The 20,638-nt window shown below is 68.0% G+C and carries 24 protein-coding genes and 2 rRNA genes; 13 read left to right on the top strand and 13 right to left on the bottom strand.

The genetic code is table 11. From position 1 onward, the window contains the following. Position 1: 1 nt before the first annotated feature. The 4 genes from ABGB08_RS46175 to ABGB08_RS46160 all read right to left on the bottom strand — a co-directional run bounded on the left by ABGB08_RS46175 (position 2) and on the right by ABGB08_RS46160 (position 3,304). A complete protein-coding gene (locus ABGB08_RS46175) occupies positions 2-1,351 on the bottom strand; it encodes an HD-GYP domain-containing protein (RefSeq protein ID WP_347604201.1) in 1,350 nt (449 codons plus the stop codon). A 149-nt stretch (positions 1,352-1,500) separates the two neighbouring features. Further along, complete coding sequence (locus ABGB08_RS46170) at positions 1,501-2,412, bottom strand: NAD-dependent epimerase/dehydratase family protein (RefSeq protein WP_347604199.1); 912 nt, start codon at positions 2,410-2,412, stop codon at positions 1,501-1,503. 23 nt (positions 2,413-2,435) lie between these two features. Beyond that, on the bottom strand, positions 2,436-2,702 hold the full coding sequence (rsrA, locus tag ABGB08_RS46165) for a mycothiol system anti-sigma-R factor (RefSeq protein ID WP_155361436.1): 267 nt from the start codon (positions 2,700-2,702) through the stop codon (positions 2,436-2,438). Next, positions 2,699-3,304 carry a sigma-70 family RNA polymerase sigma factor gene (locus ABGB08_RS46160; RefSeq protein ID WP_347604251.1) on the bottom strand — a complete coding sequence of 202 codons (606 nt, stop codon included), beginning with the start codon at positions 3,302-3,304 and terminating at the stop codon, positions 2,699-2,701. Before ABGB08_RS46160 ends, rsrA begins: the two co-directional genes overlap by 4 nt. A 200-nt stretch (positions 3,305-3,504) precedes the next feature. Here ABGB08_RS46160 and ABGB08_RS46155 point away from each other — a divergent pair, with 200 nt between their 5' ends. Further along, complete coding sequence (locus tag ABGB08_RS46155) at positions 3,505-4,245, top strand: methyltransferase domain-containing protein (protein WP_347604197.1); 741 nt, start codon at positions 3,505-3,507, stop codon at positions 4,243-4,245. Here the strand turns inward: ABGB08_RS46155 and ABGB08_RS46150 are convergent. After that, positions 4,242-4,574, bottom strand: a complete 333-nt coding sequence (locus ABGB08_RS46150) for a TraR/DksA C4-type zinc finger protein (RefSeq protein WP_155361438.1) — start codon at positions 4,572-4,574, stop codon at positions 4,242-4,244. The two genes, ABGB08_RS46155 and ABGB08_RS46150, sit on opposite strands and share 4 nt — an antisense overlap. A gap of 131 nt (positions 4,575-4,705) precedes the next feature. Next, entirely contained in the window at positions 4,706-5,422 is a 717-nt protein-coding gene (locus tag ABGB08_RS46145; RefSeq protein WP_347604194.1) for an SOS response-associated peptidase, read from the bottom strand. Between the two features lie 126 nt (positions 5,423-5,548). Here ABGB08_RS46145 and aroA point away from each other — a divergent pair, with 126 nt between their 5' ends. The 3 genes from aroA to hisN all read left to right on the top strand — a co-directional run bounded on the left by aroA (position 5,549) and on the right by hisN (position 8,727). Beyond that, on the top strand, positions 5,549-6,826 hold the full coding sequence (gene aroA / locus ABGB08_RS46140) for a 3-phosphoshikimate 1-carboxyvinyltransferase (protein WP_347604192.1): 1,278 nt from the start codon (positions 5,549-5,551) through the stop codon (positions 6,824-6,826). After that, positions 6,796-7,872 (top strand): ribosome small subunit-dependent GTPase A, encoded by a 1,077-nt coding sequence (gene rsgA, locus ABGB08_RS46135; protein WP_347604190.1) that lies wholly within the window; start codon positions 6,796-6,798, stop codon positions 7,870-7,872. Before aroA ends, rsgA begins: the two co-directional genes overlap by 31 nt. Before the next feature lie 72 nt (positions 7,873-7,944). After that, positions 7,945-8,727 (top strand): histidinol-phosphatase, encoded by a 783-nt coding sequence (gene hisN, locus ABGB08_RS46130; RefSeq protein ID WP_347604188.1) that lies wholly within the window; start codon positions 7,945-7,947, stop codon positions 8,725-8,727. Here the strand turns inward: hisN and ABGB08_RS46125 are convergent. Further along, entirely contained in the window at positions 8,724-8,999 is a 276-nt protein-coding gene (locus ABGB08_RS46125; protein ID WP_155345180.1) for a hypothetical protein, read from the bottom strand. The genes hisN and ABGB08_RS46125 overlap by 4 nt on opposite strands. 155 nt (positions 9,000-9,154) lie before the next feature. Between ABGB08_RS46125 and ABGB08_RS46120 the strand changes: the two genes are divergently transcribed. From ABGB08_RS46120 to ABGB08_RS46095, 6 genes are all read left to right on the top strand, one after another. Then, complete coding sequence (locus ABGB08_RS46120; protein ID WP_347604186.1) at positions 9,155-10,408, top strand: helix-turn-helix transcriptional regulator; 1,254 nt, start codon at positions 9,155-9,157, stop codon at positions 10,406-10,408. A gap of 187 nt (positions 10,409-10,595) precedes the next feature. Next, positions 10,596-11,582 (top strand): PstS family phosphate ABC transporter substrate-binding protein, encoded by a 987-nt coding sequence (locus ABGB08_RS46115; RefSeq protein ID WP_347604184.1) that lies wholly within the window; start codon positions 10,596-10,598, stop codon positions 11,580-11,582. Continuing rightward, a complete protein-coding gene (gene pstC / locus ABGB08_RS46110) occupies positions 11,582-12,523 on the top strand; it encodes a phosphate ABC transporter permease subunit PstC (RefSeq protein WP_347604182.1) in 942 nt (313 codons plus the stop codon). The genes ABGB08_RS46115 and pstC overlap by 1 nt, the downstream gene beginning before the upstream one ends. Continuing rightward, a complete protein-coding gene (pstA, locus tag ABGB08_RS46105; RefSeq protein WP_347604180.1) occupies positions 12,523-13,413 on the top strand; it encodes a phosphate ABC transporter permease PstA in 891 nt (296 codons plus the stop codon). The genes pstC and pstA overlap by 1 nt, the downstream gene beginning before the upstream one ends. 64 nt (positions 13,414-13,477) lie before the next feature. Continuing rightward, complete coding sequence (gene pstB / locus ABGB08_RS46100) at positions 13,478-14,290, top strand: phosphate ABC transporter ATP-binding protein PstB (protein ID WP_347604249.1); 813 nt, start codon at positions 13,478-13,480, stop codon at positions 14,288-14,290. 54 nt (positions 14,291-14,344) lie between these two features. After that, entirely contained in the window at positions 14,345-15,046 is a 702-nt protein-coding gene (locus ABGB08_RS46095; RefSeq protein ID WP_246264475.1) for a response regulator transcription factor, read from the top strand. A 258-nt stretch (positions 15,047-15,304) separates the two neighbouring features. On the opposite strand, the gene ABGB08_RS46090 is transcribed toward ABGB08_RS46095, so the two are convergent. Then, positions 15,305-15,808 carry a hypothetical protein gene (locus ABGB08_RS46090; RefSeq protein ID WP_347604178.1) on the bottom strand — a complete coding sequence of 168 codons (504 nt, stop codon included), beginning with the start codon at positions 15,806-15,808 and terminating at the stop codon, positions 15,305-15,307. A gap of 86 nt (positions 15,809-15,894) precedes the next feature. Here ABGB08_RS46090 and ABGB08_RS46085 point away from each other — a divergent pair, with 86 nt between their 5' ends. Continuing rightward, positions 15,895-16,233, top strand: coding sequence for a helix-turn-helix transcriptional regulator (locus ABGB08_RS46085; RefSeq protein ID WP_347604176.1), 339 nt, complete (start codon positions 15,895-15,897; stop codon positions 16,231-16,233). Beyond that, positions 16,215-16,796: a permease prefix domain 1-containing protein gene (locus ABGB08_RS46080; RefSeq protein WP_347604174.1), complete on the top strand. Its 582-nt coding sequence runs from the start codon at positions 16,215-16,217 to the stop codon at positions 16,794-16,796. The genes ABGB08_RS46085 and ABGB08_RS46080 overlap by 19 nt, the downstream gene beginning before the upstream one ends. 134 nt (positions 16,797-16,930) lie before the next feature. Here ABGB08_RS46080 and ABGB08_RS46075 read toward each other — a convergent pair whose 3' ends face one another. Together ABGB08_RS46075 and ABGB08_RS46070 are read right to left on the bottom strand one after the other, a co-directional pair. After that, positions 16,931-17,119: a hypothetical protein gene (locus ABGB08_RS46075; protein WP_347604172.1), complete on the bottom strand. Its 189-nt coding sequence runs from the start codon at positions 17,117-17,119 to the stop codon at positions 16,931-16,933. 32 nt (positions 17,120-17,151) lie between these two features. After that, positions 17,152-17,997 (bottom strand): helix-turn-helix transcriptional regulator, encoded by an 846-nt coding sequence (locus tag ABGB08_RS46070; RefSeq protein WP_347604170.1) that lies wholly within the window; start codon positions 17,995-17,997, stop codon positions 17,152-17,154. A 101-nt stretch (positions 17,998-18,098) separates the two neighbouring features. Here ABGB08_RS46070 and ABGB08_RS46065 point away from each other — a divergent pair, with 101 nt between their 5' ends. Further along, complete coding sequence (locus tag ABGB08_RS46065; protein WP_347604168.1) at positions 18,099-18,782, top strand: SDR family NAD(P)-dependent oxidoreductase; 684 nt, start codon at positions 18,099-18,101, stop codon at positions 18,780-18,782. 406 nt (positions 18,783-19,188) lie between these two features. Here ABGB08_RS46065 and ABGB08_RS46060 read toward each other — a convergent pair whose 3' ends face one another. From ABGB08_RS46060 to ABGB08_RS46050, 3 genes are all read right to left on the bottom strand, one after another. Next, positions 19,189-19,845 (bottom strand): serine hydrolase, encoded by a 657-nt coding sequence (locus ABGB08_RS46060; protein WP_347604166.1) that lies wholly within the window; start codon positions 19,843-19,845, stop codon positions 19,189-19,191. 377 nt (positions 19,846-20,222) lie between these two features. After that, a 5S ribosomal RNA gene (gene rrf / locus ABGB08_RS46055) occupies positions 20,223-20,339 on the bottom strand. 172 nt (positions 20,340-20,511) lie between these two features. Continuing rightward, positions 20,512-20,638: ribosomal RNA gene (locus tag ABGB08_RS46050) — 23S ribosomal RNA — on the bottom strand; the annotation flags it as partial.

Here is a 20,638-nt window from a genome sequence, read left to right as displayed (position 1 = left end):
GTCACCGCTCCGACACCACCTGGATCGGCGTCGTCGGGTCGTCGTGATCCTTCGCGGCCATCTCCCGCACCGGTTCGGCGGGTTCCGGCATGGTACGCGGCTGCCAGCCGACCCGGTCCAGCGCCCGGATGAACGCGCTCACCATGACCGGGTCGAACTGCGTGCCCGCGTTCTTGCGCAGCTCGCCGACCGCGTCGGAAATCGGCTTGGCCTTGCGGTAGGAGCGGTCGGAGGTCATCGAGTCGAACGCGTCGGCCACCGCGATGATCCGGGCGAACTCCGGGATCTCGGCCCCGGCCAGGCCCATCGGGTAGCCGCGCCCGTCGTACTTCTCGTGGTGGTGCATGATCCCGGCGAACGCCTCGTCCAGGAAGTCGATGCCGCGCACGATCTCCAGGCCGCGCATCGGGTGCAGCTGGATGGCGGCGAACTCCTCCTCGGTGAGCACGCCGTCCTTCTGCAACACCTTGGTGGGCACGCCGAGCTTGCCGACATCGTGCAGCATGCCCGCATACCGGATGGCGTTGAGGCGCTCGGTGCCCATCCGGATCTCCTCGGCGATCATCGAGGAGGCCAGCGACACCCGGGTGCAGTGGCCCCGGGTGTAGTAGTCCTTGGTCTCCACGGCCTGGCAGAGGGCGGCGATCGTCGCCTCGTACGAGCGCTGCTGGGCGTGGTACTGCCCGAACGCCCAGCGGGCCACGAACAGCGGCAGCAGCACCAGCACCGCCGAGATCGACTGCACGGTGGCCCACAGCCCGGCGATCAGCAGCCCGAACGTCGCATACCCGCAGTACGAGACGAGGAACTGCACCATGTTCCGGACCGGCACCTGCCGTTTGCCCACCCCTTCGGCCAGCGCCAGGATCAACGCGGTCAGGACGAAGTTGATCGCCAAGAAGACGCCGGTGGCCGCCCCGTACGGCAGGATGATCTCCGGGAAGTCGGTCTTCTGCGGCAGCCCGACCGTGCCGCCCGCCCAGTTGTACGCCAGCCCCGCCGCATACCCGCAGACCGCGAACTGGGCGCCGTTGAACAGGCGTTTCACCATCGGCAGGCCAGGCCGCACGCTGAGCACCGCGGTGGCCGCGACCAGCGCCGCGCCCTGCGGCCCGACCAGCACGACCGCGGCCAGCGCGGCGGAGTAGCTGACCGACACCGCCGCCTGCCGCACGCTCAGCAGGGTGGGGACGGACTCGCACACCAGGAACAGCAGCGCGAGCACGAGCAGCGTCGACCACTCCAGGCGGTCGTAAGCCAGCGCGCTGCGGGCGAGCAGCACTCCGGCGGCCCCGATGAGAACGACGAAGTAGACCTTGGCAGGCCACGGTAGTTCCCGCAATGCGGCCATCCCTCACGAAGGCGCGTGCTCAGGTCCAGGAGATTCCCGGGTGCGCTGTTGACATGCGCTGCCTCCACTCGATTCGCCACTCAGGCTACAGAAATCAACGTGCCTGGTCAGGGATGTCGGCGAACCGCCGCCAAAACGTAACCAAGCAATCACGTTGCGTGGTCGCGTGCCCATTCTACGGTGATCTTCAGGCCGGTGGGCAGGTCGGTTCTGGGCTGCCAGCCGAGGCCGTCCCTGGCCGGGCCCGGGTCCACGGCCATGGCCGGGAGGTCGCCGAGGCGGGCCGGGGCCAGGCCCGGCAGGTCGGGCGCTCCGGCGGCGGCGGCGATCAGGGTGTGCAGGTCGCGGTCGGTGGTCTGCAGGCCGGTGCCCAGGTTGAAGCGCCGCCCGTCGCCGCGCGGACCGCAGGCGCGGGCGAAGCCGTCCACCACGTCCTCGACGAAGACGTAGTCGCGGGTCTGGGTGCCGGCGCCGAACAGCACGGTGGGGCGCCCGGCCAGGAGCGCGTCGGTGAAGATGGCCACGACGCCGGCCTCGCCGTCGGGGGACTGGCGGGGGCCGTAGACGTTGGAGAGCACGAGCGTGGTGTATTCAAGCCCGTAGAGCGCGCGATAGGACGACAGGTACGTCTCCGCGCTCAGCTTGCTGGCCGCGTAGGGGGAACGAGGGTCGGGGACGGCGTCGCCGGGGACGGGGATCGTCGCGGGCGTGCCGTACACGGCGACAGAAGAGGCGAAGACGACTTTGCGGGTGCCTGCCCGGCGGGCGGCTTCCAGGACGTTGACCGTGCCCTGGACGTTGACCCGGGAGTCGAGGACGGGGTCGGCGACGCTTCGCCGTACGGAGATCTGGGCGGCCAGGTGGCAGACCACCTCGGCGCCTTTCGCGGCCTCGGCCAGCGCGGGATCGCGCACGTCCAGCACGTGCAGCGCCGCGTCCGGATTGCGGTGGGAACCCGTGGACAGATCGTCCACGACGACCACGTCATGGCCGTCGGCGAGCAGCCGGTCGACCAGCGTCGAACCGATGAACCCCGCGCCCCCGGTGACCAGTATCCGCATGGACACCGATCTTAGTTCACTGGTCACTCGACCAGTTCGGCGCGGACCTCGTCGATCCTGGTGCGGATCTTGGCCCGGAGGTCGTCCGGGACCGGATCGCAGCCGCAGTGTTTGGCGACCAGCTGCTTCACGGCCTTGTCCAAGCCGTATTCCCGCAGGCACGGGCTACATTCGTCGAGATGTTGCCGGATGTCGGCGCACCCGGCCTCGTCCAGCTCCCCGTCGAGGTAGCTGTACACCCGGTCCAGCACGTCACCGCAGTCCGTGTCGTGGTGGTCACCACAGCTCATGCCTCGTCCTCCGATCGCACAAGCCCGCGCTCGCGCGCGTAATCCTCCAGTTGCGCCCGCAGTTGCCTGCGGCCGCGGTGCAGACGCGACATCACGGTCCCGATGGGGGTGCCCATGATGTCGGCGATCTCCTTGTAGGGAAAGCCCTCTACATCAGCCAGATATACCGCGATACGGAACTCTTCCGGCAGCGCCGCCAGGGCGTCCTTGACGTCGCTGTCGGGCAGGTGTTCGAGCGCCTCGATCTCGGCCGACTTGAGCCCGCCGGAGGTGTGGGACTCGGCCCGCGCGAGCTGCCAGTCCTCGATCTCCTCGGTCCCGGCCTGCTTGGGCTCCCGCTGCTTCTTGCGGTAACTGTTGATGAAGGTGTTCGTCAGGATTCGATAAAGCCAGGCCTTGAGGTTCGTGCCCACCTGGAACTGGTGGAACGAGCCGAAGGCCTTCGCGAAGGTCTCCTGCAGGAGATCCTCCGCGTCGGCGGGGTTACGGGTCATCCGGAGCGCGGCGGAATAGAGCTGGTCCAAGTACGGCATGACATCCCGCTCGAACCGCTCACTGCGCTGCTCCAGAGTCTCCTCGGCTGTCTTGGAGACCGGACCCACCCCCTCAAGGACACCGTTCGCACCCGAGAATACCGGCACGACATCGGCAGCCTGGAAAGGCCTCACCAGCAACGCGTTCATGCCCCTTTGCAACAGGGCACGCGTAGAGTCTGTTCCCGTGGAAAGGTACGGGTGGCCAACTTCGGGGAAAAAGCTACGTACCGGCTGGTAGCCCGGAACCCAACGTCCAGGAGCCTAGCGTGCTGCCCATTCCGGCCACCGAACTGAACGGCACGGGAACCCTCGGGCCGTACTGGACCTTTTACCACGCGGTCGTCGCCGAGCAGCTGCGGCGCTGGCTGCCGGACCGGCCTTCGCTCCTGCTCGACCTGTCCGGGGGCCGCGGCCGCTGGCCGGCCCAGGCGGCGCGGGCCGGGCATCGGGTGGTGGAGCTGGTGGACTTCCGCAGGAACGGGGAGCCCTGGCTGCGCGAAGCCGACGATCTGATCCACAAGGTGCGGGCCGACGATCTGGGGTTCCTGCCGGACGCCTCGGTGGACGCCGTGGTCGCCGAGGAGCGGGCGCTGTCGATGGACATCATGGCCGAGTCCGCGCTGACCGACGTGGCCCGGGTGCTCAAGCCGGGCGGCCGGGCGCTGGTCTGCGTGGACTCGCTGGTGCTGGGCATGGCGATCCTGGCCGAGCAGAACTACTGGGCGCATCTGTGCCAGACCGGCGAGGTCATGCTGGTGCCGTGGCCCGACGGCAGCATCACCCGGTGCTTCACCAGCCTGCAGCTGCGCGAGGTGCTCGCCGACGCGGGCCTGGAGGTGGAGTGGATCCGGCCGCGCACGGTGCTGTCACCGTCCACGGTCGACCACGTCCTAGGCGCCGACGGCCGCTCCCTGTCCTGGCTGGTACGCACCGAGCTGGAGGCCCATCCCGACGACGACGACACGGTCGGCATCCACCTGGTGGCTAGCGCGCGCAAACCCGCCTAGCGGCGGCGCTCCACCCGGGACTGGCACTGCACGCACCGGGCGGCTTCAGGGCGCGCCTCCAGGCGACCCTCTGGGACGATCTTGCCGCAGTCCACGCAGCGGCCGTAACCGCCCTCGTCCAAGCGCTTCAACGCGGCCAGCACGGCCGTGCGCTGCCGGGTGGCGACATCGATCATCGCCCGGGTGCGGTCCGCATCCGTCAGATCGGAGCCCGCGTCGGCGGCCGACCGCTCCCGCACCGAGACCGGGTCTCCGGTGAGCACCCCGATCGAGCGGTCCAGTTCTTCGAGCATGCTCTCCAGGCGCATACGCGCGGTCGCGTCGTCCACGAATCCGCACCTCCGGGAAAATGGGGGGAAACCCCCGCCGGAGATATCCCCCGGTCTCCCGGCAAGGGCCATTTGTTACATGCTTTCCTCACCGGATGCCCACTTGGCGCTGTTCTTACACCAGTGGGCGGTTAGAAGAGCGGGCTGGGGTCCCCAGTGTCCTGAAGTGGGTGGATAAGTTCCGGGCCGTTGTTCCGGACGTTATTGACCGCCATTGACACGGGCTCCGCGACCAGCCCGGCGGCACTGGCCGGAACCAGGAGTTCAGAGGCGTCCGTAATGCGCGGGTCGAGCCAATCTGTCCAGTGGTCTTTTTCAATGCACATCGGGGTGCGGTCGTGAATCTCGCCCAGGTGATCCTCGGCGGCTGTGGTGATCACCGTGCAGGTGCAGAGCCACTCGCCTTCGGGGTCCTTCCAGAATTCGTACAGGCCGGCCATGGCCAGCACCCCGCCGTCGGACGGGTGGATGAAGTACGGCTGCTTCTTCTTGTCCGGGGTCGGCATCCACTCGAAATAGCCGTCGGCCGGGAGCAGGCAGCGCCGGGACGCGAACGCCTTGCGGAAGGCGGGCTTGTCGGCCAGCGTCTCCATCCGGGCGTTGATCAGGCGGGAACCGATCGACGGGTCCTTGGCCCAGCTGGGGACCAGGCCCCAGCGGATCACGCGCAGTTGCCGTACCGGCTGGGTGGCGCTCTCGACTTTGGGGACCCGGCTCATGACCGCGTACACGTCCTTGGTGGGGGCCACGTTGTAGTCGGGCTCGATCTCCTCCTCCGAGTCGAGCTCGATCTCGAACTCCTCCAGCAGATCATGCCTGTTGCGCGCCGACGCATATCTTCCGCACATATCAACGAGAAACCCGTCCCCATAGCCAACCGCATTGCCACCGACCAGGCTACTCACCGCCGCGGTTGTCCAGGATCACGCCTTTCTCATTGAGCTCACATCCTGCCCCACCGATAGGCTGGACGCATGTCCGCTCCCTTGTGGCCCGCGCCGACGGCCGCCGAGCCCGTCACCGCGACCGTCCGCCTGCCCGGCTCGAAGTCGGTGACCAACCGCGCGCTGCTCCTGGCCGCGCTCGCCGACGGCCCGGGTTCGGTGCGGCTCGCGCTGCGCAGCCGGGACGCCGACCTGATGACCGCCGCGCTGCGCACGCTCGGCGCCCGCATGACCGCCTCCAACGAGACCGCGGAAAGCGCGGACTGGGCGTTCACCCCCGGCCCGCTCACCGGCGGCGGCCACATCGAGGTCGGCCTGGCCGGCACCGTGATGCGCTTCGTCCCCCCGGTGGCCGCGCTGGCCGACGGCGAGGTCTCCTTCGACGGCGACCCGGCCGCCCGTAAACGCCCGATGGGCACCATCCTGTCCGCGCTGCGCACCCTGGGCGCCCAGGTCAGCGCCGACACCCTGCCGTTCACCATCCGCGGCCCGCTGACCGGCGGCGAGGTCTCCCTGGACGCCTCCGGTTCCTCCCAGTTCGTCTCGGGTCTGCTGCTGGCCGCCGCCCGGTTCGAGAAGGGCGTGACGGTCCGGCACGTCGGCCCGCCGGTGCCCTCGATGCCGCACATCGAGATGACCGTCCAGATGCTGCGCGCCCGCGGCGTCGAGGTGGACGACAGCGAGCGCGACCTCTGGCGGGTGGCCCCGGGCCCGATCGCGGCCACCGACTTCACCGTCGAACCCGACCTGTCCAACGCGGCCCCCTTCTTCGCCGCCGCGATGGCCACCGGCGGCGCGGTCACCGTGCCGGACTGGCCGGCGGAGACCACCCAGCCCGGCGACCACCTGCGCCACCTCCTCGCCGGCATGGGCGCCCAGGTGACCCGGGTGCCCGGCGGCCTCGAAGTGCGCGGCACCGGCACGATCACCGGCCTCGACGCCGACCTGCGCGAGGCCTCCGAGCTGGCACCCACGCTGGCGGCCCTGGCGGCGCTGGCCGTCTCGCCCACCCGGCTGCGCGGCATCGGGCACATCCGCGGCCACGAGACCGACCGCCTGGCCGCGCTGGTCACCGAGATCAACCGTCTCGGCGGCGACGCCAACGAGACCGAGGACGGCCTGGAGATCCGCCCGCGCGCGCTCACCGGCGGCGTCTTCCACTCCTACGAGGACCACCGCATGGCCACCGCCGGCGCGGTGCTCGGCCTGGTCGTGCCCGGAGTCCAGGTGGAGGACATCGCCACCACGCGCAAGACCCTCCCGGACTTCACCCGGATGTGGGCGCACATGCTGGGGGACATGTCCTGAGAAAGAGGGAATACGACGAGGACGACGTCCGGGTCCGGCCGGGGAAGGGCTCCCGCCCCAGGACCCGGCTCCGGCCTGCCCACGAGGAGGCCGTCGAGGGTTTCGTGATCGCCGTCGACCGTGGCCGCTACACCTGCCTGATCGGTCCCAGCATCCCCGCCCTCCCCCCGCTGGTGGACGGCGAGGCGCCGATCCCGCGACGCCGGGGCAAACACTCCGCGGTCGTGGTGGCCATGAAGGCGCGCGAGCTCGGGCGCAAGGGCATCGTCGTCGGCGACCTGGTCGCCCTCGTCGGGGACGTGTCCGGCCAGCCGGACACGCTCGCCCGGATCGTGCGCCGCGAGGAGCGCCGCTCGATGTTGCGCCGCAGCGCCGACGACAACGATGAGATCGAGCGCCCGATCGTCGCCAACGCCGACCAGCTGGTCATCGTGACCGCGCTGGCCGACCCCGAGCCCCGGCCCCGGATGATCGACCGCATGCTGGTAGCCGCCTTCGACGCCGACATCGAACCGCTGCTCTGCTTGACCAAGGCCGATCTCGCCTCGCCTGGGCCGTTGGTGGCGCAGTACGAGCCGCTGGGTGTGCCGTACCTGGTGCACCGGAAGGGGGGCGCGCTGACCGAGGTTCGCGACCATCTCGTCAACCGGGTCAGCGTGCTCGTCGGGCATTCGGGTGTGGGCAAGTCCACGCTGGTCAACGCGCTGGTGCCGACCGCCGCACGGGCGGTCTCCGACGTCAACGCGGTCACCGGGCGAGGGCGGCACACCTCCACCTCGGCGGTCGCGCTGGAACTGCCGGAGGGCGGCTGGATCATCGACACGCCCGGGGTGCGCAGCTTCGGACTCGGCCATGTGGAGATGGAAAACGTCCTGGTGGCCTTCCCCGACCTCAACGAAGCCACCGTCAACTGCCCCAAAGGGTGCAACCATCTGGGCGACGACTGCGCGCTCAACGCCTTCGTGGCCGAGGGACACGCCGAGCCCGCCCGCCTCGAATCGCTGCGCAGGCTCCTGCTCAGCCGCGAAGGAAACGCCGACGATTAGCTACCGGCCCGTAGCATTTGGCCCGATCCCGACTCTGATGCGGCCCGTGTATACGCGGTAGCGTTGTGTCCCGTGATGGGATACAGCGACGATCTGCGCCTCGCGCACGTGATGGCGGACGCCGCCGATGACATCACCATGCGCCGTTTCAAAGCCGTCGACCTCAAGATCGACACCAAACCCGACCTCACCCCGGTCAGCGACGCCGACCGCGCGGTCGAGGAGGCCATCCGCGGCACCCTGCGCCGCGCCCGCCCCCGCGACGCCATCATCGGCGAGGAGTTCGGCAAGACCGGATACGGCATGCGCTCCTGGGTCATCGACCCCATCGACGGCACCAAGAACTACGTCCGCGGCGTGCCCGTCTGGGCCACCCTCATCGCCCTGATGGAAGAGGGCAAGGTCGTCGTCGGCGTCGTCTCCGCGCCCGCGGTGCAACGCCGCTGGTGGGCCGCGAAGGACGGCGGTTCGTGGACCGGCCGCAGCCTGACGAAGGCCAGCCGCTGCCAGGTCTCCTCGGTGCACCGCCTGGACGACGCCTCGCTGTCCTTCTCCGACCTGCACGAATGGGAGCAGGCGGGCAAACTCGACAACTTCCTCGACCTGAACCGCGCCGTCTGGCGCAGCCGCGGCTACGGCGACTTCTGGTCGCACGTCATGGTGGCGGAGGGCTCGGTCGACATCTCGGCGGAACCCGAACTGTCGCCCTGGGACATGGCCGCCATCACGGTGATCGTGGAGGAAGCGGGCGGCACCTGCACCGGGCTCAACGGCGCGTCACCCCTGGAAGTCGGCAACCTGGTCAGCACCAACGGCCTGCTCCACAGTGAGGTGCTCAAGCGCCTCGCCGGTTAATACACGCGGCCGGCGAAGAGATCGGCCCACATCTGCTCGGCGCGCACTGCCAGCATGCGCTCGGTCTCTTCCATCGCGCCGGTCTGCAGGGTCGTCCTGCGGATGAAGTACTGCCCCGCCGCGCCGACGAATTCGTACACCACGCCCCGGCACGAGCACGAATGAGCCCGGACACGTTCCCGATCGGTCCGCCGAATCCCGGGGCGCCAGTTGATCTGTTTCGCGTCCGGCTCCGGCCGACTCGGCACGTGCGGGCCGTGATAGCTGGTCATGACCTTTCCACGCGAGCCTGTCCTGGTGAGAGCATCCATACTCGCGATCCTCAACAGGGTCGAGCGACCGGAGGAATACGCCACCACGATCAGCAATCGCACTATTCGTGAGACGAATTCCTGCGTGACGCCGGGACCGGGAGTAACTTACGGTCATGGGTCATGACGGAAACGGTCTGCAGCCCGAATTCTGGGCCCGCCCCCTGGTCGCCACCGCGCTCGCGGAATGCGACATGGCGACGCTCCTCGACGAGGTCCGGTCCGCTCATGGCTGGACCCAGAGCCAACTCGCCCACGCGGTCGGCTATTCGCAAAGCTGGGTGTCCAAGGTCCTGCGCGGGCAGCAGATGCTCTCGGTCGACCAGATCAGGGACATCGCCCGGACGCTCGGCGTGCCCCAGTACCTCCTCCGGATTGGCGACCGGGGAGGTGAGGATCCCACGAAACGCCGCGACTTCAGCAAGGTAGCCTTCCTGGCCGCGCTGCCGGTGGCGCCGTCGATCTCCTACCGCGCCGCCGACGAGACCACCGCCGCCTCGCTCGCCGCGATCACCGGCGCGCAGCGCAGGCTGGAGTCCGACACGCCCGCCCGCGAGCTCGCCCGGGGGGCGGTCGCCCACGTGGAGCTGACCAAGCGCGCCCTGGCCCGGTCGGCGGAGACGCCGTTCGCGATCGAGGTGTGCCCGACGGTCAGCGAGGCCGCCGGGTTCGCCGCCTGGCTGCACGCCGACATGCAGGACATCGGCACCGCCCGGATGTTCTACCGGTTCGCGGTGGATTCGGCGCGCCGGGCCGAGCATCCGCTGCTGGAGGCGTACATGCTGGGCAGCCTGGCCGCCTTCGAGATCGATCATGACGATCCGCAGCTGGGCCTGTCCATGGTCGCCCAGGCCCGGGCGCGGACCGGATCGCACCCGACCCCGACCGCGCGCGCCTGGCTGGCCTGCATCGAGGCGCTCGGCCACGCGGCCCGCCACGACGCGCACAGCGCCCTGCGCTGTTTACGCGAAGCCGAACTCGCGGTGGCCGCGGGTGAACGCACGGTTTCGCCGCCATGGCCGTGGGTGTTCCCCTTCGATCCGGGCAAGCTCGCCGGATACCGTGCTCTGGTCATGGTCCGGCTCGGCCGTCCCCAGGACGCCGTCGCCGCCTTCACCGAATCCCTGGTGTCGGTGCGGCCCGCCGCCAAGCAGCAGGCCCTGCTGATGCTGGAGATCGCGACCGCCCGGCGGATGGCCGGCGAGGTGGACGAGGCGTTCACCCTCGCCCAGGAAGCCCTCAAAGCGGGCGTGGTCTACTCCTCCGAGCGGGTGCTCCAGCGAGTCCGCCGATTCCGGCGCGACTACGAGGGACCGCCCTCCCTGCTGGTCCGCGAATTCGACGACCGGCTGCGTTCGACCGTTCTGTGAACACCGGCCGAGCGTCTAAGCGCCCGACTACCTGCTCAATATCCCTGTGACCTGCTTGTTACCTCTCCGCGACCGCACAAGAGTGACCCGGCCCGTTCATTATCCGTTCACCTCTGTCGGGGGCTTAGGTCACCTTCGCTCTTTACCGTCCTTCCCGTTGATGAAACAAAGTGGGAGGACAAAGACCGTGAAATATGCAGGTCGACTCGCCGTGGTGACGCTCGCTGGCGTGCTCTCGCTCGCTGCATGTGGCGGCGGCGACAGCGGAAGCACGGCGGAACCCGCCGCCACCACGGGCGGTGCCGAAAGCGCGCCGGCCGCACTCGCTGGCGAGATCAAGGTAGACGGTTCCAGCACCGTAGCGCCCCTCACCCAGGCAGCCTCGGAGCTGTTCGGCGAGGACCAGCCCACCGTCAAGATCGCGGTCGGGACCTCGGGTACCGGCGGCGGCTTCGAGAAGTTCTGCGCGGGCGAGACCGACATCTCCGACGCGTCCCGTCCGATCAAGGACGAGGAGAAGGCGGCCTGCACGGCCAAAGGCATCACCTTCAGCGAACTCACAGTCGCCGTAGACGCCCTGACCGTGGTCGTGCCCAAGGAAAACACCTGGGCCACCTGCCTCACCGTCGACCAGCTCAAGAAGATGTGGGAGCCGGCCGCCGAAGGCAAGGTCATGTCTTGGAAGGACATCGACGCCAAGTTCCCGGACGAGCCTCTCAAGCTGTACGGCCCCGGCACCGACTCGGGCACCTTCGACTACTTCACCGACGAGGTGAACGGTGAGGAGGGCGCCAGCCGCAAGGACTACAGCCCGAGCGAGAACGACAACGACATCGTCACCGGTGTCGCCGGCGCCAAGGGCGGGCTCGGCTACTTCGGCTTCACCTACTTCGAGGAGAACGCCGACAAGCTGAACGCCGTACAGATCGACTCCGGCGCCGGGTGCGTCAGTCCGAGCGTGGAGGCCGCCCAGAACGGCACCTACACCCCGCTCGCGCGACCGCTGTTCATCTACCCGTCCACCGCCGCCGCCAAGCGTCCCGAGGTGGCCGCGTTCCTCGACTACTACGTGTCGAACATCGGGACGATCGCCACGGACGCGAAGTACATCCCGCTGAACGCCGAGCAGGAGGCCAAGCTGAAGTCCGACCTGACCGCCCTCAAGGCGAGCTGATGTCGGCTCCGGTGAGAGCGACCGCGCCAGGTTCCCCCAAGTCCCTGGCGCGGTCGCGCCCGCGTTACGGCGAGCAACTGATCAAGGCGATCCTGCTGATCTCCGCCCTCGTCTCCATCGCCACCACCGTCGGCATCGTAGTCGCGCTGCTCCAGCCGACCATCGAGTTCTTCTCCGAGGTGAGCCTCGGCGAGTTCTTCGGCTCGACGACGTGGGGACCGCTGTTCACCCCCCCGGCCTTCGGGGTGTGGCCGATCATCGTGGCCACCCTGGAGATCACGCTCATCGCCATCATCGTCGCGGTTCCACTGGGCCTGGCCGCCGCGATCTTCCTGTCCGAGTACGCCACCCCCCGGGTCCGAAAGATCTTCAAGCCGGTCCTGGAAGTGCTGGCCGGCGTGCCCACGGTGGTCTTCGGATTCTTCGCTCTCACTTTCGTCACCCCGCTCCTCAAGGATTGGCTGCCCTTCCTCGGACTGGAAGCCAAGAACGCGCTCAGCGCCGGCCTTCTGGTCGGCGTGATGATCGTCCCGATCGTCGCGTCCCTCTCCGAGGACGCCATGACCGCCGTTCCCAACGGCCTGCGCGAGGGCTCTTATGCGCTCGGCGCCTCCAAAATGCTCACGTCCGTACGGGTGGTCGTGCCGGCCGCGTTCTCCGGCATCGTGGCCGCCGTCATCCTCGCCATCTCCCGTGCCGCGGGCGAGACAATGATCGTCGCGATCGCGGGCGGCTTCAAGTCGGTGTTCACCTTCAACCCGGCGGACGAGATGGCCACCATGGCGGCCTTCATCGCCCAGGCGGGCTCCGGTGACGCAGCGGTCGGCTCGATCCCGTACAAGACGATCTTCGCGGTGGGCTCGTTGCTGTTTGTCATGACGTTCCTGATGAACTACTTCAGCGCCCGCATGGTCCAGAAATATCGCGAGGTGTATGAGTAATGGCTGTACTCTCCACACCACAGTCAGCCGTCGAGCTCGCCAGTAAGGGACGACCGCTCAAGGAGCACCTCTTCCGGATCGCGCTGCTCTCCAGCTTGGCCATCGCGCTGATCTTCCTGGGCATGCTCCTCATCTACGTCGTCGAAGAGGGCTGGCCAAGGCTCAACTCCCTCCTCTGGGAGAACATGCCGTCGATTCGGAGGCCAGAGACGGCGGGCATCCAGTCCGGCATCATCGGCACCCTCTGGATCATCTCACTCACCGCGCTGATGGCCCTCCCCACCGGCATTCTCGCCGCCGTGTACCTGGAGGAGTACGCCGACCGCACCAGGTGGTACAACAAGGTCATCGAGCTGAACATCAGCAACCTGGCCGCGGTCCCCTCGATCGTGTACGGAATTCTCGGTCTGGGCATCATCGCCCGCTGGCTGCAGTTCGGCTTCACCGTCATGACCGGCGCGATCACTATATCCCTGCTGGTGCTGCCGATCGTCATCATCTCCGCGCGCGAGGCCATCCGGGCGGTTCCTCCGTCCATCCGGGAGGGCTCGCTGGCCCTCGGCGCCACCCAGTGGCAGACGATCTGGCGCCAGGTCCTGCCCGCCTCCATCCCCGGCATCGCGACCGGCTCCATCCTCGCCCTGTCCCGGGCGATCGGCGAGGCCGCCCCTTTCCTCATGCTGGGCGCGGCGACGCTCGTCCGCTTCAACCCGGAAGGGGTCTGGAGCAGCTTCACCGTGCTGCCCCTGCAGATCTACAACTTCATCAGCCAGTCGCGTGAGGAGTTCCACGTCCTCGCGGCGGCTGCCATCGTCGCGCTGCTGGCGATCCTGCTGCTGATGAACTCCGTCGCCATCTGGCTCCGCAACCGATACCAGAAGCGCTGGTAAGCCCATGGACCACGCATCGACTCAGGCAGGCAGAGTGACTCAAGTGTCCCAGCCCAACGTGACCATCCGTGGCCCCGAAGTGCCGAACACTCCAGGCTCGCTCGACCCGGTGTTCACAGTCGAGGATCTCAGCGTCTTCTACGGCGACTACGAAGCGGTCCGCAACGTGGATATGATGATCGGTCGTCGCGAGATCACCGCCATGATCGGCCCGTCCGGCTGCGGCAAGAGCACCGTACTTCGCTGCTTCAACCGGATGAACGATCTCATCTCAGGTGCCCACATCAAGGGCAAGATCCTCTATCACGAGGAGGACCTGTACGGGGACCACGTCGACCCGATCGAGGTCCGTCGCCGGATCGGCATGGTCTTCCAGAAGCCCAACCCGTTCCCGAAGTCGATCTACGACAACGTCGCGTACGGGCCTAGGGTCAACGGCATCAAGGGCAACATGGACACCATCGTCGAGGAGGCGCTCACCAGGGCCGCCCTCTGGGACGAGGTCAAGGACAAGATCAAGCAGAACGCGCTCTCGCTGTCCGGCGGTCAGCAGCAGCGACTGTGCATCGCCCGGGCCATCGCGGTCAAGCCTGAGGTCATCCTCATGGACGAGCCCTGCTCGGCCCTCGACCCGATCGCGACGACGAAGATCGAAGACCTGATGCAGGAACTGCGCCAGGAATACACGATCCTGATCGTCACCCACAACATGCAGCAGGCGGCCCGGGTCTCCGACCGGACCGCGTTCTTCACCGCCGACGTCGACAGCGCCGGGGTGCGGCACGGGCGCCTGGTCGAATTCGACCAGACCACCCGGATCTTCACCAAGCCCTCCGACAAGCGGACCGAGGATTACATCACCGGACGCTTCGGCTGATCGTTTCTTCGGAACTCGCTCTGGTTCACAGGCACACTCGCAGGGAGGACCCGGGTGACGGCACCCGCAGTGGAGGGGGACACTCGATCGGCGCCGGTGCTACTGATCGCGGATCCCGACAGTGACATGGTGCAGACGCTGACGTCCGAACTCGAATCCGAGGGCATCGACGTCACCGGTGTCTTCGACGGGGCGCAGGCCCTGCTTCAAGCAGGCGCCCTGCGCCCCGACGCCGTGCTGATCAGCGCCTCGCTGCCGATCATCGGCCCGGTCGACTTCGTCCGTGCGGTACGGCTGGCGCGCGCCATCCCCGTCCTCCTCGGCGTCGGCGAAGGCCACGCGGAACAGGCCATGGAGGCACTGGCGGCCGGCGCCACCGCCTGCGTCGCCCGCCCCTACCGCGTTCCCGAACTTCTCCCCCTGGTCCAGGCCGCGTTCCGCCGCCAGGGCATCCAGCGCACCGTCCTGACCATCGGCGAGGTGTCCCTCGACGTCACCGCCTACCAGGTCAAGGTCGACGGCCGCGTGGTCCACCTGCCCCTCCGCGAATTCGAGCTCCTCCACTACCTGATGCGCAACGCGGACCGCACCGTCACCCGCGAGCAGATCATGCGCCACGTCTGGCACTCGGTAGACGCCATGTCCACCAACACCATCGCCGTCCACGTCAAACGCCTCCGCGCCCGCCTAGGCGACGAAGACGACAAACTCATCCAAACAGTCCGAGGCGTCGGCTACCGCCTGGTCACTCCCTAGACCCGAGCAACTACACCGGGGCTATGCGGTACCCGGATGGTGGTGTGATGACGCGGAGGGCCGGCCGAATCGGGAGCTGGTCCGTTTTGAGGCGGCGGAATTGTTCGCGCCGGGACTCACGCCGCCGGGAGTGGCCCACCGGCTGCGGCCGGTGTGCGTCCTGCCCATTCTGCGTGGATTCGGTGTCGAGTCGCCGGGTCTTTCCGGCTTTGGGGAGCCGACAGTGGCTCCACCGACTGGCCCCGGGCGGGCCGACCATCACGAGGTTGTCGTCTTCACCGGACGCCTGCGCCAGATGGCTCGCGCGATCAGGGGAAGTCCCAGCAGGCTGGGCAGGACCCAGTAGCTCCAGCCGGGCAGTCGGTCCCAGACCGGCAGGGTGGCACCGTTGTCGACGTAGAACCCCGTGAGCAGGGCGATGTAGGAGGTGCCCATGCCCGCGATATGGAGTAGGGGCCGTAGTCGCCGGTTCAGGTAGCCGGTCAAGGCGGAGGTGAAGGCAAGGCAGCCGATGGCGAACAGGTGGGCGTTCTCCCGCCAGCGGATACCCGACAAGACCGCCATCGAGGCGAACACCGCGCCCAGACCGCATAGGTAGACCCGGCCCGACCGCACATGCCAGACCCCGCCCTTCGCTGACAGCGCGGACACGGCCCCGAATGCGACGCACGTCACGCCAGCCACGATGTGGACCGCCAGGGCGACCAGGAAGACGGGACCCGCGTCCGGCACCGGGATCCCGAGAAGATCGATTCCGCCCATCGCGACCTCATATGTAGCGTTACTATATATAGCGATGCTACTCCGGATATTGCCGGGAGAGAAGGCCCGATATAGCGTTGCTACCTATGAAGGCTGAGGCGCTCAAGGGGCACCTGGACGGCCTGCTGCTGGCCATGCTGGAAGACGGGCCGCTGCACGGATACGCGGTCAAAGAAGCCTTGCGCGACACCAGCGGCGGCCGTTTCGACCTGCCCACCGGCACCGTCTACCCGGCCCTGCACCGGCTGGAGCGGGCCAGTCTGATCACCGGGACCTGGTCGGTGGTCGGCGGGCGCCGCCGCCGTACCTACCGGCTCACCGCCGCCGGGCAGGCCGCCCTAGGCGGGGAACGCGACCATTGGCGGCAGTTCGCCGACGCCGTCACCGCGGCACTGAAGGCCGGGTCATGGCCGGCCACGAACTAATCGACGCCGAGCTCAGCCTGCTCGCCGCCCGGCTGCCCGCCGAAGTCGCCGAAGAACTGGCCGACGGCCTGAGCGAGGCATATGAGCACCAACTCGCGTGGCGCGGCGACCCTGAGGCGGCCGCACGGGCAGCGATCGCCGAATTCGGCGACGCCGATACCGTCACGGCCGCCTTCATCCGCGCCTCCCCCTGGCGGCGCGCGGCAACGCTGCTGCTGGCCACCGGCCCGGTCATGGCCGCGCTATGGGCAACCACCCTGCTGTCCACCCAGGCATGGCGATGGCCAATCCCCGCCCAGATCAAGATCGGCTACGGCGTGCTGCTGACGCTCTGCGCACTGCTGCTGCTCGCGGTGGTGCGCACCAGGCGGCACTACCGGCGCACCCGGCCCGCCGTTCTGGCCGCCAGCGGCGGCCTGATTGTCCTGGATAGCCTGGCCCTGCTGGCCGTCGTGCTTGTGGAGGTACCCCCCACGTGGGCAATGACCCTGGCAGCGCTGGCCAGCCTGACCCGCATCATGGGCACCATCCACGCGCTCCCCACTCTCACGCCGAACCGCTGAACACGTCGGAGCCAGGGGCGTACGTCATCTTGATGGCTGAATTCCGCTTTGGCAGCCGCAGCCTGCCTGTGTCTTGGCCTGGGTCACGGTGAGCGCGGGATCGTCGGTCTGGTCGGCCGGGGTGCAGCAGGCCGTCACCCCACAGCAGACGAGCTGTGCCTGGGCGCGGCCTGCGAGTGCCGGGCCTGTGCCGGTGCCGCGCCGGCAATGCTGGCCGTGGTCTTGTCGTCGGCGCTGGCGGGCTTAGTTGCGCGGATGATCGCCGAGTACATGCCATCGGCGACCTGCTCGGGGTCGGCGCGGTAGTAGACGGTCTTCCACACGGTGGCCCACTAGCCGGGATTTGTCCGGGCAGTTATTCGACGAGCGTCTGCGTGCCGAGGACGATGGCGAGTTCGAGGCGGGCGGCGTCTTCGGTGCCAGGCTCGGCCGTGTACACCGTGATGCGCAGATCGTCTGCGGCGACGATGAGTGTGTCGCAGTCGAGCATGATGCGGCCGACTGCGGGATGGTCGATGACCTTGCGCCTTGACGGGTCCGGGAGCGGCTCGGGGGCGTCGGACTCCCAGAGTTCGGCGAAGCGCGGGCTCTTGGCGGCGAGCTCGCTGACGAGCCGCGTCAGCGTTCGATCGGCGGGATACCGGGCGGCGGTGAGACGCAGGTCGGCGACGAGTCGCGCCTCGTGGTCGGCGTGTTCCGCCGCGGTGTGGACGGTGCGGGTGCCGGGCCCGACGAGGTTACGCCAGACGGCGTTGCGTTCGATCCCGCGCCAGGTGGACGTTTCGCCCATGAGCGCGTCGTAGGGTGCGTTGGCGAGAATGAGCGTCCAGGTGGCGTCGTAGACCACGACCGGAGTGTGTGTCAACCGGTCGAGCAGGCGCTGCACGCTCGGCGTGATGCGTGCCGGAACGACGTCGAGTCCGGGAGCGGCGTGGCCGGCCAGCCGGTAGAGAAGGTCACGCTCGGCGTCGGACAGGCGCAGTGCCCGCGCGAGCGACTCCACGACCTGCGCCGAGGGCGCTGTCGCCCGCCCCTGCTCGAGCCGGGTCAGATAGTCGGCCGAGATTCCGGCGAGCCCGGCGAGCTCTTCGCGGCGGAGCCCGCTCGCCCGGCGGCGCCCGCCGACAGGCACACCGACGGTCTCGGGCGCGACACGATCACGCCAACGGCGCACCATCCGGCTGAACTCCCACGACTCCACTCATTCACTCTGCACGAAGGTGCCGCCGTTGTCCTGGCCCTAGCATTCCTAGGAAAACCGAACGACTGCCTGACCTTTGACCAATCTCCCAAGCTCGGACCATGACCACCACACTTATCACCGGGGCGAACCGAGGCCTCGGCAAGGAAACGGCCCGCCAGCTGACCGCCGTCGGGCACACCGTGTACGTCGGCGCCCGCGACGAAGCCTGCGGCCGTGCGACCGCGGCGGAACTCGGCGCCCGTTTTGTCCAGCTCGACGTCACGGACGACACCTCCGTCGCCGCGGCCTTCGCGCAGATCGAGACCGACAGCGGATTCGACGTGCTCGTCAACAACGCCGGCATTGCCATGCTCGCCCTCAACGGCCCCGACGCGCTGAAGGTGTTCGACACGAACGCCGTCTCGATCGTCCGCGTCACGGAAGCGGCACTCCCGCTGCTGAAGAAGTCCGCCAACCCGGTCGTCGTCAACGTCTCCAGCGCGCTCGGCTCCTTCACGGCCAACCACGACCCCGCCCGCCCCGCGTCGCACGTCTCCGCGATCGTCTACGGTGCGAGCAAGGCGGCCGTCTCCATGCTCACGGTCCAGTACGCGAGAGCAGTGCCCGAGGTCAAATTCAACGCGGTCGAGCCGGGCTACACCGCAACCGAGCTCGGTGGCCACGACAACAGCCACGGCCGCCCGGTCGAGATCAGCGCACGGAACATCGTCCGCATGGCCACCATCGGCCGCGACGGACCCACGGGCACCTTCCAGGAAGACGACAGCGAGCTGGGCTGGTAACCACATCGCCCCTGGCACCCGGTAGCGGGAGCGGCGGTCTGCTCGGCTCAGCCCGGGTCGCGTCGAGCCGACGAACGCGCCGGGGCCGGACCCGGTGATCCCGTCCCCGGTCACGGCCAGCACCGCGAGCGGGAGTTCGGCGACCCGCCAGAACACCTGGTCGCTGAGGGCCCGCCCGCGCAACCTGACCGTGAGCAGCGGCGAATCGGGGAAGGCGATGTCGCCGGTCATGCGGTCGGAGCGCAGGTTGAGCGTTTCCAGGCGGCGCAGCGACCGCAGCGCGACCAGGCCGTCGTCGGTGAAGTCCCCGCTCAGGCTGAGGTCGCGCAACCCCTCCATGCGGACCACCTGCGGCGAGAAGCGGCTTAGACGTAAACGGCGCCGGATAACGGCGAGCAACCCGGTGTCACTCTGCTGGCGGGCACGTGCGGAATGCCGCCATCAGGCGTTCGGTGATCTTTTCTACCTTGGCGATGCCGGACTCGCTGGATGGGTTGTCCTCGGTGAGGACGGCTACGGCGAATCTGTTGGCTATGAGGCCGACGCTGACGATGACCCATTGTTCGTTCGAGACGTGTTTGAGCCAGCCGTTCTTCAAGGCGACGGATTCGCCTTCGCAGGCGCCTGCGCTGATGCCCCATTTTTGTTCGGGGACTACCTTTTCCATTAGGGTCAGGATGGTTCGGCGGTCTTTGATGGGGCTGTTCTTGCGGGCCAGGAGTTTGATTAGGCGGACCTGGTCGGGGGCGGTTGTTTTGGTGATTCCCCAGCAGTAGAGGTCTACGCAGCGGCCGCCGATGGCGGTGGTCTTCTTGAGTTTGAAGGCTTTGTTTGCCCTGGTCAGGCCGCCTTCTCGGCCGATTCGCTCCCAGAGGCGGTCGGCGGCTTTGTTATCGCTCACGCGGATCATGATGTCGGCGTCGCGGCGGGCCGAGGCGGGGAGTTTCTTCCAGCGGGTTGTCCGGAGGGCGGCCATGAGGATGTTGACCTTGGCGGTGCTGGCGGTCGGGAGCTGCTCATTGGGACGGAAGTGGTAGACGCGGCCGGTTAGCAGGTCTTCCACGGCGGCGGTTGTCCGGCCGGGGTGCTTGGCCAGGAAGGCGCGGAGCTGCTTGGTGAGCTTTGCCTGGTCGATCGGGAGGACGTGTTCGGCTCTCTCCGTGGCGACCGCGCTCAGGCTGACAGGAGCGGATTGTTGCTGGGGAGTCGCCGCGGGGGTGACCGACGGAGAGGCCGGTGCGCAGGCCGCTGCCAGGGCGAGTGCGGCTGCGATCGTCGCGTGCCTGGGCGCCATGGGGGGTCTCCGGGGAGCGGCGTCGGGTTTGGGACCCAACTTAGTGGGGGTTTGGGTGGGTTGTCCCCTGCCTGGCGAAGCTCCCAGAAAAGCCTCAGAAAACACGAAAGCCCCAGCCGTACTGGCTGGGGCTAACGTTAAAGATTGTCCGGCGGCGTCCTACTCTCCCACACCGTCCCCGGTGCAGTACCATCGGCGCTGGAGGGCTTAACTTCCGGGTTCGGAATGTAACCGGGTGTTTCCCCACTGCTAAAACCACCGAAACACTATGAAACAAACAACCAACACACACATGCACGCACGCGTATCTGCTTGTTGTCTCAGAATCACACAGTGGACGCGAGCAAAACATCGCTACAAAGAGTTCGCGCAGCCCCAGAACACAACACACATGCCCCAGAGCGCAGCACAACCACCGCAGCAAAAGACTGCTTCATGGTCAAGTCCTCGGCCTATTAGTACCGGTCAGCTCCACACGTTACCGCGCTTCCACACCCGGCCTATCAACCCGGTCATCTACCGGGAGCCTTACCCCCTCACAGGGTGGGAGACCTCATCTCAA

This window comes from Acrocarpospora sp. B8E8 (assembly GCF_039871605.1).
Taxonomy (GTDB): domain Bacteria; phylum Actinomycetota; class Actinomycetes; order Streptosporangiales; family Streptosporangiaceae; genus Acrocarpospora; species Acrocarpospora macrocephala.
This window is presented reverse-complemented; position numbering and strand designations above follow the sequence as displayed.

Coding starts and splice junctions, on each gene's coding strand:
- ABGB08_RS46175 (WP_347604201.1), bottom strand. CDS start 1,351: ATGGCCGCATTGCGGGAACTACCGTGGCCTGCCAAGGTCTACTTCGTC.
- ABGB08_RS46170 (WP_347604199.1), bottom strand. CDS start 2,412: ATGCGGATACTGGTCACCGGGGGCGCGGGGTTCATCGGTTCGACGCTG.
- rsrA (WP_155361436.1), bottom strand. CDS start 2,702: ATGAGCTGTGGTGACCACCACGACACGGACTGCGGTGACGTGCTGGAC.
- ABGB08_RS46145 (WP_347604194.1), bottom strand. CDS start 5,422: ATGTGCGGAAGATATGCGTCGGCGCGCAACAGGCATGATCTGCTGGAG.
- aroA (WP_347604192.1), top strand. CDS start 5,549: ATGTCCGCTCCCTTGTGGCCCGCGCCGACGGCCGCCGAGCCCGTCACC.
- ABGB08_RS46125 (WP_155345180.1), bottom strand. CDS start 8,999: ATGACCAGCTATCACGGCCCGCACGTGCCGAGTCGGCCGGAGCCGGAC.
- ABGB08_RS46120 (WP_347604186.1), top strand. CDS start 9,155: ATGGGTCATGACGGAAACGGTCTGCAGCCCGAATTCTGGGCCCGCCCC.
- pstC (WP_347604182.1), top strand. CDS start 11,582: ATGTCGGCTCCGGTGAGAGCGACCGCGCCAGGTTCCCCCAAGTCCCTG.
- pstA (WP_347604180.1), top strand. CDS start 12,523: ATGGCTGTACTCTCCACACCACAGTCAGCCGTCGAGCTCGCCAGTAAG.
- ABGB08_RS46090 (WP_347604178.1), bottom strand. CDS start 15,808: ATGGGCGGAATCGATCTTCTCGGGATCCCGGTGCCGGACGCGGGTCCC.
- ABGB08_RS46085 (WP_347604176.1), top strand. CDS start 15,895: ATGAAGGCTGAGGCGCTCAAGGGGCACCTGGACGGCCTGCTGCTGGCC.
- ABGB08_RS46080 (WP_347604174.1), top strand. CDS start 16,215: ATGGCCGGCCACGAACTAATCGACGCCGAGCTCAGCCTGCTCGCCGCC.
- ABGB08_RS46065 (WP_347604168.1), top strand. CDS start 18,099: ATGACCACCACACTTATCACCGGGGCGAACCGAGGCCTCGGCAAGGAA.